Raw genomic sequence first — 12,096 nt, 5'->3', positions numbered from 1 at the left:
CCGACGTCGCCGTAGAACTCCACGGAATCACCAAGCGGTTCCCCGGAGTCGTCGCCAACCACGACATCGACATCACCGTGCGCCGCGGCACCGTGCACGCCCTCGTGGGCGAGAATGGCGCGGGCAAGTCGACCCTGATGAAGATCCTCTACGGGATGCAGCGCCCGGACGAGGGCACCATCGCGATCGACGGCGAGACGGTGGAACTGCACTCCCCGGCGGACGCCATATCCCGCGGCGTGGGCATGGTGCACCAGCACTTCATGCTCGCCGACAACTTCACCGTGCTGGAGAACGTGGTCCTCGGCGCCGAGAAGCTGCACGGCATCGCCGGCAAGGCGCGGGCCCGGATCAAGGAGATCTCCGACGCCTACGGGCTGGGTGTCCGCCCCGATGTCCTCGTCGAGGACCTGGGCGTGGCGGACCGTCAGCGCGTGGAGATCCTCAAGGTCCTCTACCGGGGCGCCCGGACGCTGATCCTCGACGAGCCGACCGCCGTGCTCGTCCCGCAGGAGGTCGACGCGCTCTTCGACAACCTCCGCGAGCTCAAGTCCGAGGGCCTGACCGTGCTGTTCATCTCGCACAAGCTGGGCGAGGTGCTGTCCGTGGCCGATGACATCACCGTCATCCGGCGCGGCACCACGGTCGCCTCCGTCGTGCCGTCCGAGACCAACCCCCGGCAGCTGGCCGAGCTGATGGTCGGCAGCGAGCTGCCCTCGCCCGAGACCCGCGAATCCACCGTCACCGACACCGACATGCTCGTCGTGGACGCGCTGCGGCTGACCGCCACCGATGTGGACGGGGTCGAGCGGGCCGTGCTCGACGACATCGACTTCGCCATCCGCAAGGGCGAAGTCCTCGGCATCGCCGGTGTGGAGGGCAACGGTCAGGCCGAACTGGTCGAGGCCATCATGGGTATGCGCGACCCCGACGCCGGCACCATCACCCTGGACGGCGCCGACATCTCCCACGCGCCCACCCGCAAGCGGCGCGAGGACGGCATCGGCTACATCCCCGAGGACCGCCACCGGCACGGACTGCTGCTGGAAGCGCCGCTGTGGGAGAACCGCATCCTCGGCCATGTCACCGAGGAGCCCAACAGCAAGGCCGGGCTGCTGAACCCGGCCGCCGCCCGGCGCGACACCGAGCGGATCGTCGCCGAGTACGACGTGCGTACGCCGGGGATCGAGGTCACCGCGGCCTCGCTGTCCGGCGGCAACCAGCAGAAGCTGATCGTCGGCCGGGAGATGAGCCACCACCCCAAGCTGCTGATCGCCGCGCACCCCACCCGGGGTGTGGACGTGGGCGCCCAGGCGCAGATCTGGGACCAGATCCGCGCCGCGCGCCGGGACGGCCTGGCCGTGCTGCTGATCTCGGCCGACCTGGACGAGCTGATCGGCCTGTCCGACACCCTGCGGGTGATGTACCGCGGCCGGCTGGTCGCCGACGCCGACCCCGCCACCATCACCCCGGAGGAGCTGGGCTCGGCCATGACCGGTGCCGCCTCCGGCCATCTGGAGGGCCCGGCGGACGACGGGACCGAGGCCGCGACCGGGGCCGGAACCGAGGCCCAGGCCGCGACCGGGGGAGAGGACCGATGAAGAAGCTGGACAAGGAGCGGGTGCTGCTCGCGGTCGCGGCCCCGGTGCTGGCGCTCGCCGCCGCGTTCGTGGTGACCGCGCTGGTGCTGCTGGCGACCGGCAAGGAGCCGTTCAACGCCTTCGGCATCATGTTCGACTACGGCGTGAAGGCCGACAGCCAGGTCTACATCCTCAACAAGGCGACCACGTACTACCTGGCGGGGCTCGCGGTGGCCATCGGCTTCCGGATGAACCTCTTCAACATCGGCGTCGACGGCCAGTACCGGCTCGCGGCCTTCTTCGCCGCCGTCGTCGGCGGGGCGCTGAAGCTCCCCGGGCTGGTGCAGATCCCGCTGATCCTGCTGGTCGGCATGCTCGTCGGCGCCATGTGGGCGTCCATCGCCGGTCTGCTGAAGGTCTACCGGGGCGTCAGCGAGGTGATCAGCACCATCATGCTGAACTCCCTCTCGGGCATCGTCATCAGCTATCTGCTGGTGGACGGGCGGCTGGCCGACCTCGACAAGCAGACCAACATCGTGGCCACCGACCCGCTGCCGTCCTCCAGCCACTTCTTCACCATCCCGGCGGGCGGCGACCTCGACCCCATCTGGGGCTTCATCGTCGTCGCGGCGCTCGCGGGCGTCGGCTTCTGGTTCCTGCTCGGACGCACCCGGTTCGGCTTCGATCTGCGCGCGGTGGGCCGCTCCGAGTCCGCCGCCCAGGCCAGCGGCGTCAACGTCAAGCGCATGGTGCTCACCAGCATGCTGCTCTCGGGCGCGATGGCCGGTCTGATCGGCATGCCGACCCTGCTCAACGACACCCACCAGTTCACCTCCGACTTCCCCACCGGCATCGGCTTCACCGGTATCGCCGTCGCGCTGCTCGGCCGCAACAACCCGGTCGGCATCGGCCTGGCCGCCGTGCTGTGGGGCTTCCTCGAGCGCGGCGCCAACCGCCTGGAGTTCGAGGGCTACGACAAGGAGATCGTCGGCGTGATGCAGGGCGTGATCGTCCTGTGTGTCGTCATCGCGTACGAACTGGTGCGCCGCTACGGGCTCAAGCGCCAGCAGCAGAGGGTGGGCGCTGAGCTCGCCGCCCAGGCCAGGGCCGACAAGGGTACGGACAAGCAGGAGGTGCCGGCATGAGTGCCACGGTGACCACCACCAAGAGCACGAGCACGCCGGGCAAGGGGAACGGGCCCGCCTCCCGGATGTCCCTGGGCAAGGTGCTGCTGATCGTCGCCGGGGCGCTGATCGCGCTGTCGGTGCTGCGGGCGCTCGTCGACGCCGCCCAGCAGGCGGACTTCGACCGCGTCACCTCCGCCGGGCAGATCGGCGCCGCCCTCTCCATGGCCGTGCCCATCGGCCTCGCGGGCCTCGGCGGGCTGTGGTCCGAGCGGGCCGGTGTGGTCAACATCGGCCTCGAGGGCATGATGATCCTCGGCACCTTCTTCGGCGCCTGGGCCGGCTACCAGACCAACCCCTGGGTGGGGGTGCTCGCGGGCGTCCTCGGCGGCGCGGTCGGCGGTCTGGTGCACGCGGTGGCCACCGTCACCTTCGGGGTGGACCACATCATCTCCGGTGTGGCGATGAACATCCTCGCGCTCGGCGCCACCACCTATCTGGCCAAGCGCTGGTTCGAGCCGCTGGCCGACATCGGCGGCTCCCCGAAGAACTCCCCGCAGGTCGACCCCATCCAGTCGTTCACCGTCCCCGGACTGTCCGACTGGCTCGCCGATCTGGAGAACCACCACTGGTTCCTGGTCTCGGACGTCGCGGGCATCCTCGGCGGCCTGGTCACCGACATCTCGGCGCTGACCGTCGTCTCCGTCCTGCTGGTCGTGGGCAGCTTCTTCGCCCTGTGGCGGACCTCGTTCGGACTGCGGCTGCGGTCCTGCGGTGAGAACCCGACGGCGGCCGAGTCCCTCGGCGTCAACGTCTACCTCTACAAGTACGCGGCCGTGGTGATCTCCGGCGCCCTCGCCGGGCTCGGCGGCGTCTTCCTCGCCCTCGTCCGCTCGCACATCTACAACGAGGGCCAGACCGGCGGCCGCGGCTACATCGGCCTCGCCGCCATGCTCTTCGGCAACTGGCGGCCGGGCGGGCTCGCGATGGGCGCCGGTCTTTTCGGCTACTCCGACGCGCTCCAGCTGCGCAACGGCGGGGCGACCGTGCACGCCCTGCTGCTCCTGGTCGCGCTCGGCCTCGCCGCGCTGGCGGCCTGGCGGATTGTCCGCAAGAGTTATGTCGCGGGCGCGGTGTCCGGCGCCGCGGCCGTCGCGCTGCTGCTGTGGTACGCCCTGACCGACACGGTCCCCAACGACCTGGTCAGCGCCACGCCGTACATCGTGACCCTGCTGGTCATGGGGCTCGCCTCACAGCGGCTGCGGATGCCCAAGGCGAACAACAGGCCCTACCGGAAGGGACAGGGCACATGACCACTTCCGCCGCCGCGACCCCCGACTGGGAGTCGCTGCGCGTCCAGGCCCGGGACGCCATGTCCCGGGCCTACGCCCCCTACTCCGGCTTCCCGGTGGGCGCCGCCGCGCTCGTGGACGACGGCCGAACGGTCAGCGGCTGCAATGTGGAGAACGCCGCGTACGGCGTCGCGCTGTGCGCCGAATGCGGTCTGGTCTCCTCCCTCGTCGCCTCCGGCGGCGGCCGCCTCACCGCCTTCACCTGCTGCGACAGCGAGGGCACCGTGCTGATGCCCTGCGGCCGCTGCCGTCAGCTGCTGTGGGAGCACGGCGGCCCGGAGCTCCAGATGGACACCGCCACGGGCATCCGCCCGCTCGCCGAACTCCTCCCGGACGCCTTCGGCCCCGCCGACCTCCGCCGCGCCGCGGCCCACGGCTGACGCCCCACGCCGCCTCGGCCCACCCGGTCGGGCCCCCTGAACACGAAAGGCCCCGTACAGCCCCCATGGACGCCATCTCCGTCATCCGCGCCAAGCGCGACGGCACCCGCCTCACCGACGCCCAGATCGACTGGATCATCGACGCCTACACGCGCGGCGAGGTGGCGGACGAGCAGATGTCCGCGCTCGCGATGGCGATCTTCCTCAACGGCATGGACCGGGCCGAGATCGCCCGCTGGACCGCCGCGATGATCGCGTCCGGTGAGCGGATGGACTTCTCCTCCCTGCCGCGCCCGACCGCCGACAAGCACTCCACCGGCGGCGTCGGCGACAAGATCACCCTGCCGCTCGCCCCCCTCGTGGCCGCCTGCGGAGCCGCCGTACCGCAGCTCTCCGGCCGGGGCCTGGGCCACACCGGCGGCACCCTGGACAAGCTGGAGTCCATCCCCGGCTGGCGCGCCCAGCTGACCAACGGCGACATGCTGGCCGTCCTCCGCGACGTCGGCTCGGTCATCTGCGCGGCGGGCGAGGGGCTGGCCCGGGCCGACAAGAAGCTGTACGCGCTGCGCGATGTCACCGGCACGGTCGAGTCGATCCCGCTCATCGCCTCCTCGATCATGTCCAAGAAGATCGCCGAGGGCACCGGCTCCCTGGTCCTGGACGTCAAGGTGGGCTCCGGCGCCTTCATGAAGGACATCGACTCCGCGCGCGAGCTGGCCGGCACGATGGTCGGCCTCGGCAACGACCACGGCGTCCGTACGACCGCCCTGCTCACCGACATGTCCACCCCGCTCGGCCTGACGGCGGGCAACGCCCTCGAGGTCCGCGAGTCCGTGGAGGTCCTGGCGGGCGGCGGCCCGGCCGACGTCGTCGAGCTCACCCTGGCCCTGGCCCGCGAGATGCTGGACGCGGCGGGCCTGAAGGACGCCGACCCGGCCAAGGCCCTGGCCGACGGCACCGCGATGGACCACTGGCGCCGCATGATCGCCGCCCAGGGCGGCGACCCGGACGCCCCGCTCCCGGTGGCCCGCGAACACCACGTCCTCCACGCCGAGTCGACCGGCGTCCTCACCCGCCTCGACGCCTACGCGGTGGGCCTCGCCGCCTGGCGCCTGGGCGCGGGCCGCGCCCGCAAGGAGGACCCGGTACAGGCGGGCGCGGGCATAGAACTCCACGCCAAACCAGGCGACCACATCACCACCGGCCAGCCCCTCCTCACCCTCCACACCGACACCCCGTCGGCCTTCCCCTACGCCCTGGAAGCCCTGGCCGACGCGATCGCCTACGCCCCCGCGAACACGGAATACACCACCACCCCGATCGTTCTGGACCGCATCGCCTGACCCGTCGGACATCGTCGATGCAGCTGACCGCACCAGGACGCCTCGCTACCGGGCAAACCTTGACTGACGCGGCACTAGCTGTGCTGTCCGAGGAGGTTGGTGACAGGCGACGCGTCGTGGAACCTCATACGTCACCCACGTCACCACCACCGGCGTTTCGGCCACCCCCGGCCGCACCGGAAGCCTTGCGGCACGCGACCACGCGTTCGATGCCCCCGCATTCCTGGGCCCCCGCTTCGTCCGGAATCGAGCGCGTTCGAGACGCGCACCGTCTCGTTGAGCCTGGCATCGCCGGACCATCCAGGTGCGGCGGCGACCCGAGGAGGGCTCCAGGTGACCGTGACCGACACCTCGACCGAACGCCCCGCAGCGCCACCCCCTCCACCGCCCGCGGTCATCAGCTTCGAGGGGAAGCACGGCAAGAACCCGCTGGAAGAGGCGAGTTTCGCCACCATGTGCTCGCGGCTTCCCTCGGTGCTGAAGAAGACCGCGCGCATGGCCTGGGCCGTCGACCGCCCCGCGGTCGTCCTGCTCCTCGCCTGCCAGGTCCTCACCGGCGCCACGGCCGCCTGCGTGCTGGGGTTCACCGCACAGGCGATGACGCACATCCTCGGCGCGGGCACCGTATCGACACGCCTGCACGCCGCGCTGCCGGCCCTTGTCGTCGTGGCCGTGGCCGCCGCCGTCGGCCGAATCAGCGGTGCTCTGTCCGCGTACGCCGACGGGCGGATCACCCCGCGCCTGATGTCCGAGGCGGACGTCGCCCTCGTGACCGCCGTATGCCGGGTCGAGGCCTCCGCGTACGGGGAGCCGGGGTTCGCCGACCGCCAGGAGGCCGCCGAGGTCGGCGTCACCCGCACCCGGCTGATGGTCCAGGACGCCCAGCGCTTCATGGCCGCCCTGGTCCGCATGATCGCCGCCAGCGGTGTCATCACCGTCCTCCACTGGCTGATGCTCCCGCTGCTCCTGCTCGCCGTGCTGCCCGCCGGTCTGGGCGCCGTGCTCTCCGCCCGCGTCGACTACGAGACGCACTACGCCAACATCGGCGACCGCAACGTGCGCGGCATGATGCGCTGGTGGGCCACGTACTCCCGGTACGGCGACGAGGTGCGCGCCAACGGCATGACCGGCTATCTCGTCTACTGGTACCGCGCCCTGTCCGAGCGCATCGACCAGCGCACCCTGACCGCCGCGCCGCGCATGCTCCGTATCGTCCTGGCGACCTCCGCCCTCGGCGGGCTGTTCCTCCTCGGCACCTGGGCCGCCCTCGCCTGGCTGGCCACCACCGGCCGCGTCGCCCTGCCGGTCGCGGCCACCGCGGTCGTCGCCGTGCAGGCCACGCTCGCCGCACTCTCGCAGCTCGTCATCCATGGCGCCGCGATGTTCCACACCTCGCTCTACCTCGCCGACATGCGGTCGTTCCTCGACATGGCGGCCGACCGCGCCCCGCAGCGCGGGGAGTCGACCATCCCGGGCCGGGTGGACGAGATCCGCCTCGACGACGTCGTCTACCAGTACCCGGGCAAGAACGAGCCCGCGGTCGACGGCGTCTCCCTCACCCTGCGCCGCGGCGAGATCCTCGCCATCGTGGGCGAGAACGGGTCGGGCAAGTCCACCCTGACCAAGCTCCTCACCGGCATCCTCCTCCCCGACAAGGGCCGGATCCTGTGGGACGACACCGATCTGGCCGAGGCCGACGCCGACGCGGTGTGGGCGCGGACGGCCCTCGTTCCCCAGAACTTCGCCTGCTGGCCCCTGCGCGCCCGCGAGAACATCACCCTCGGCCAGCCCAAGACCTACGACGACGCCCCGGTGTGGGAGGCCGTCGACGCCGTCGGCATGCGGGAGGCCATCGAGAAGCTGCCCCGGCAGCTCGACACCCTGCTGGCCCGCGAACTCTTCGGCGGCGCCGAGCTGTCCGGAGGACAGTGGCAGCGACTCGCCTGCGGCCGCGCCCTGTACCGCCGGACCCCGTTGCTGATCCTGGACGAACCGACGTCCCAGATGGACCCGCGCGGCGAGCACCAGATCTTCCTGGAGGTCAAGCGCATCGCCGCCGAGCGCATGACGATCGTGGTGACGCACCAGCTCGAAAACACCCGCCTCGCGGACCGGGTCATCGTCATGCGGAACGGCCGCATCATCGAACAGGGCCGGTACGACGAACTCGTCCACGCGGGCGGGCTCTTCGCCGAGCTGGTCGCGCTGGCCAAGGACCGTTAGGCCGCCGTCCGGTTCACCGCGCCACGGTGGCGAGGACGTCCTGGCCCAGTCGCTGGACGACATCCGTGGCGAGCCGGTGCCGCACCAGCTTGCCGTCCCGGGTGGAGCGCACCAGGCCCGCGTCGCGCAGGGTCCGCAGCGCGCGGGAGACCTGCGGTTCGCTGGAGCCGAGCCGGGCGGCGAGCTCCGAGGTGGTGATGGGCTCGCCCAGCAGATGACGGCACAGCTCCATCCGGGCGGGCGAGGTCAGCGCCATCAGCCGGTCGTGCAGATCACGCAGGGTCAGCTGTACGTCCGGGGTGGTGCGGGGCGCCGCGTACTGCACCACCACGCACGACGGGTGCTCGCGCTTGACCGTCAGATGCGGCCACACCCGGGCGGACGGGACGAGGACGAGGGGGCGCGGGGCCACCTTCACCTCGTCGATCTGGAGCTTGTCCAGCCGTACCCGTTCGCCCGGACCGACCCGGACCGCCGTGGGCAGCAGCTCGGTGAGCACATCCGCGGGCGAGCGAAGCGAGTTGGAGGTCCCCCCGGCCGAAGTCCCCCTGGGGGCACCCCCGGCCGGAGGCTGAGGGACTCCGGCCGGGGGTGCCCCCAGGGGGAGGGCCGCCAGTCGGCGGCGCACCTCGCGCGCGTGGTCCTCCAGGGCCGGCCGCAGGGTGCGCCAGTCCTCGGCGAAGAACGCGGTGTCGGCGGCCCGCAGCACCGCCAGCAGCCGGTCCCGCAGCTCCAGCGGTGCCGCCACCAACTGCCGCGCCAGTTCCCCGCGGGCGTAACTGCGGCGCAGACAGCGGCGGGCGTAGTCCTCGGCGGCGGCGGTGCCGAGGCGCAGCTCGCGGGCCGGCGGCACGTCCTGCGCGGCGGTGCCGAGGACTCCGGGCGCCACCAGATCGACGAAGTCGTCCACCGGCAGCTCCGCCGTCGCCGCCAGCTCCTCGTCGAGGCTCGCCGCGTGCGGCACCGGCACCGTATGGGGAAAGAACAGGCGGCAGCGGAAGCGGGCCCATAGAGGAGCGAACACGGACAGCTCGTCGCGCAGCTCGGGTCCCGCCGCGGCGGCGCGGGCCGCCCAGCCGGCGGCCTCCGGGTGGTGCTCGGGTTCGGCGAGTATGTGCAGGCTCGCCATCAGTTCCGACATCGCGCAGGGTGCCGCCGCGAGGTCCGCGGGGGCGAGCCCTCCGAGGTCGAGGACGATGCTCACGCCGTCAGCGTACGGCGCTCACCGTACGGGCGCGCCCGGGCCGAGCGGGATGCCCAGCAGGTACCAGAGGAAGAACAGCAGCACCCAGACCACCAGCATGATCATGGCGACGGGCAGGGTGAAGGAGATCAGGGTGCCGATGCCGGCCTTGCGGCGGAGGGTCTGGAGATAGCCCACGCAGAGGATGAACGAGGTGCTCATCGGGGTGATGGAGTTCGTACAGGAATCGGCGATGCGGTACAGGGCCATGGTGACGGCCGGACTGGTGCCGAGCAGCATCAGCATGGGCACGAGTGCCGGGGCGACCAGGGCCCACAGGGCGGAGCCGGAGGTGATGACGAGGTTCATCAGCGCGACCGCGACGATCAGCACGGAGAACAGCACGAGCGTGGGTGCGCCCAGTTGCTTGAGGAAGTCCGCGCCGTCGACCGCGACGACCGTGGCGATGTTGGTCCACTTGAACAGGGCGAGGAACTGGGACACGGCGAAGAAGAGCACCAGCAGCGGCGCGATGGAGCGCACTCCGTCCGCCATGAACTCCGGTATCGCGCGGCTCCCCCTGATCCGCCCGGTGAGCCGCCCGTACACGGCACCGATGAGCAGGAAGAGAACGGTGAGGAAGACGGCGATGGCGTTCATGAAGGTGGACTCCACGATCGCGCCCCCCTCGCCGCGGAGCGGCGACGAGGCGGGGAGCATCGCGAGCACGATCAGCGCGGCGTAACCGAGCACGGCCAGCCCGGTCATCTTCAGGGCCCGTACCTCGGTGGCGTCGTCGACCTCGGCGGCGACGCCCCGCCCCGCGGCGGCGGCCTCCAGGTCCGCGTCGGGGGTCAGGTGGTGCTCGCGCTTGGCGAGGATCTTGTCCACGACCAGGGCGATGGTGCCGGCCAGCACGAACGCCGAGACGGTGGTGAAGTACATGTTGTCCGTCGCGCGGACCACCACGTCCTTGTCGACGAGCCGCGCGGCCTCGGTGGCCACGGAGGCGAACAGCGCGTCACCGGGGGCGATGAGCGGGTTGGCGTCCCCCGCGGCGTTGATGGAGACGAACGCGACGATCATGCCGAGCATGGGGGAGCGGCCCACGGCGCGGAAGGCCACCGCTCCGAGCGGGATGAGGACCACGTACGCGGAGTCGGACAAGAACTTCCCCAGGACGCCGCCCAGGGCCACGCCCAGGACGACCGTCCGCGGGGACAGGCCCGACAGCATGCGGCGGGCCAGTGCCTCGAAGAGTCCCGACCGCTCGGCGACCGCGACGCCGAGCATCACCATCAGCACGGTGCCGAGCGGGCCGAAGGTGACGAAGGACTCCTCGGCACCGCTGATCAGGTCCCGTACGGCTGCCGCCGACAGGGCGCTGCGGACGCCGACCAGGTCACCCGAGGACGGGTCCTCGACGCGCAGGCCGGCGGTGTGCAGGGCCCAGCTGACGCAGGCGACCACCCCGCCCAGGAGCCAGAACAGCCAGAACGGATGCGGCAGTGCGTTGCCCGCACGCTCGACCAGGTCGAGGAGCCGGGAGCCACGGCCGCCCTCGTCCGGCTCGGGGGCCCGCACCTCCTGGGTGCGGCTGGCGGGTGTGCTCATGGCGGCCTCCTGGGACCTGTGCTGGGTTGCGCTGCACAGTAGGTCCCGTGCCGGGTCCCGTCACCGTCCGGCAGAACAGTTGACCTGATGAGGTCAAGTGATCGCCACACTCTGCGCCGCTGCTTAGCGTCACGGGCGTGACCTGCTACGACACCTCCCGCACCGGTCGACCCGAAGCCCTCCAGGGCGGCGCCCTGTGGCGCCACACCCTGCGCATCCCGATGCGGGACGGCATCCGGCTCGCAGCCGACCTGTACTCCGCCTCACCCGAGCCGGAGGCGACCGCGCTGCCCGTGCTCCTGGAGCGCACCCCGTACGGCCGGCGTGCGCGGCGCGGCTCGGACCAGGACCGCGGCGACGCGCCGGTCCCGATGCCCGAGGACATCGCCCGGCACTTCACCGAGGCCCGCTACCACGTCGTACGGCAGGACTGCCGTGGCCGTGGCGACTCCGAGGGAACCTTCGTGAAGTACCTCGGCGAGGGCCCGGACGGGGCGGACACGATCGACTGGCTCAGGAGCCGGCCGTGGTGTGACGGCAGGGTCGTGATGACCGGGGTGTCCTACTCCGCCCACGTCCAGGCGGCCGCCGCCGCCGAGGGCGTGACGGGGCTCGCCGCCATGTTCCAGGACTCCGGCGGCTTCTCGTCCGCGTACGACGCGGGGATGCGGATGGGCGGAGCCTTCGAGCTGAAGCAGGTGACCTGGGCGCTGCGGCACGCGGCGATGAGCCCGGAGGCGGCGGCGGATCCGGTGCTGGCCGAGGAACTGCTGCGGGTGGATGTGGCGGGCTGGTTCGGCGCGATGCCGTGGCGGCCGGGCTGCACACCGCTGCGGCACCTGTCGGCGTACGAGGACTTTCTGCTGGAGCAGTGGCGGCAGGACACCTTCGGGGACTACTACCGCGCCCCGGCGATCTACGGGCGAGGCTTTTACGAGCGCTTCCCGGACGCGCCGAGCCTGCACGTGGGCAGCTGGTACGACCCCTACGTCCGCTCCACCATCGAGAACTTCACCGCCCTGCGCGCGCTCAAGTCGGCACCCTCCCACCTGGTGATGGGCCCGTGGACGCACGGGCACCGCTGCGAGACGTTCGCCGGAGACGTGGACTTCGGCCCGTGGGCGACCCTGGACGGCAACCTCGCCCCGTCCTACCTGGAGTTCCGCCGCCGCTGGTTCGACCGGGCGCTGGGCCGGGAGGGCGATCCGGGGAGCGGAGACCTCCCCGCCGTCCAGTACTTCCTGATGGGCGGCGGCGACGGCCGCCGGGACGCGGCCGGGCGGATGCGGCACGGCGG

At 71.7% G+C, this 12,096-nt stretch carries 9 protein-coding genes; 7 read left to right on the top strand and 2 right to left on the bottom strand.

Going from position 1 to position 12,096, the window contains the following annotated elements:
• The 6 genes from GWI24_RS30440 to GWI24_RS30415 all read left to right on the top strand — a co-directional run.
• On the top strand, window positions 1-1,601 hold a 1,601-nt coding region (locus GWI24_RS30440), incomplete at its 5' end, for an ABC transporter ATP-binding protein (protein WP_247617081.1).
• Window positions 1,598-2,725, top strand: coding sequence for an ABC transporter permease (locus GWI24_RS30435; RefSeq protein ID WP_210949100.1), 1,128 nt, complete (start codon window positions 1,598-1,600; stop codon window positions 2,723-2,725). The genes GWI24_RS30440 and GWI24_RS30435, both read left to right, overlap by 4 nt.
• Window positions 2,722-4,017, top strand: a complete 1,296-nt coding sequence (locus GWI24_RS30430; RefSeq protein WP_210949099.1) for an ABC transporter permease — start codon at window positions 2,722-2,724, stop codon at window positions 4,015-4,017. Before GWI24_RS30435 ends, GWI24_RS30430 begins: the two co-directional genes overlap by 4 nt.
• A complete protein-coding gene (locus GWI24_RS30425; protein WP_210949098.1) occupies window positions 4,014-4,436 on the top strand; it encodes a cytidine deaminase in 423 nt (140 codons plus the stop codon). The genes GWI24_RS30430 and GWI24_RS30425 overlap by 4 nt, the downstream gene beginning before the upstream one ends.
• A gap of 65 nt (window positions 4,437-4,501) precedes the next feature.
• Window positions 4,502-5,779, top strand: coding sequence for a thymidine phosphorylase (locus GWI24_RS30420; protein WP_210949097.1), 1,278 nt, complete (start codon window positions 4,502-4,504; stop codon window positions 5,777-5,779).
• A gap of 333 nt (window positions 5,780-6,112) precedes the next feature.
• A complete protein-coding gene (locus tag GWI24_RS30415) occupies window positions 6,113-8,002 on the top strand; it encodes an ATP-binding cassette domain-containing protein (RefSeq protein WP_210949096.1) in 1,890 nt (629 codons plus the stop codon).
• Between the two features lie 13 nt (window positions 8,003-8,015).
• Here GWI24_RS30415 and GWI24_RS30410 read toward each other — a convergent pair whose 3' ends face one another.
• Together GWI24_RS30410 and GWI24_RS30405 are read right to left on the bottom strand one after the other, a co-directional pair.
• On the bottom strand, window positions 8,016-9,206 hold the full coding sequence (locus GWI24_RS30410) for a DUF5937 family protein (protein WP_210949095.1): 1,191 nt from the start codon (window positions 9,204-9,206) through the stop codon (window positions 8,016-8,018).
• A gap of 18 nt (window positions 9,207-9,224) precedes the next feature.
• Window positions 9,225-10,799 (bottom strand): AbgT family transporter, encoded by a 1,575-nt coding sequence (locus tag GWI24_RS30405; protein WP_210949094.1) that lies wholly within the window; start codon window positions 10,797-10,799, stop codon window positions 9,225-9,227.
• Window positions 10,800-10,936: 137 nt separating this feature from the next.
• Here GWI24_RS30405 and GWI24_RS30400 point away from each other — a divergent pair.
• A partial coding sequence (locus GWI24_RS30400) for a CocE/NonD family hydrolase (protein ID WP_210949093.1) occupies window positions 10,937-12,096 on the top strand: 1,160 nt, incomplete at its 3' end.

The sequence above is a fragment of the Streptomyces sp. MK37H genome, from assembly GCF_018035285.1.
In the GTDB taxonomy this organism is placed as follows: Bacteria; Actinomycetota; Actinomycetes; order Streptomycetales; family Streptomycetaceae; genus Streptomyces; species Streptomyces endocoffeicus.
The sequence above is the reverse complement of the archived record's forward strand: the minus strand, read 5'-3'. Positions and strand labels throughout refer to the sequence as shown.

Coding starts and splice junctions, on each gene's coding strand:
- GWI24_RS30430 (WP_210949099.1), top strand. CDS start 2,722: ATGAGTGCCACGGTGACCACCACCAAGAGCACGAGCACGCCGGGCAAG.
- GWI24_RS30425 (WP_210949098.1), top strand. CDS start 4,014: ATGACCACTTCCGCCGCCGCGACCCCCGACTGGGAGTCGCTGCGCGTC.
- GWI24_RS30435 (WP_210949100.1), top strand. CDS start 1,598: ATGAAGAAGCTGGACAAGGAGCGGGTGCTGCTCGCGGTCGCGGCCCCG.
- GWI24_RS30420 (WP_210949097.1), top strand. CDS start 4,502: ATGGACGCCATCTCCGTCATCCGCGCCAAGCGCGACGGCACCCGCCTC.
- GWI24_RS30405 (WP_210949094.1), bottom strand. CDS start 10,799: ATGAGCACACCCGCCAGCCGCACCCAGGAGGTGCGGGCCCCCGAGCCG.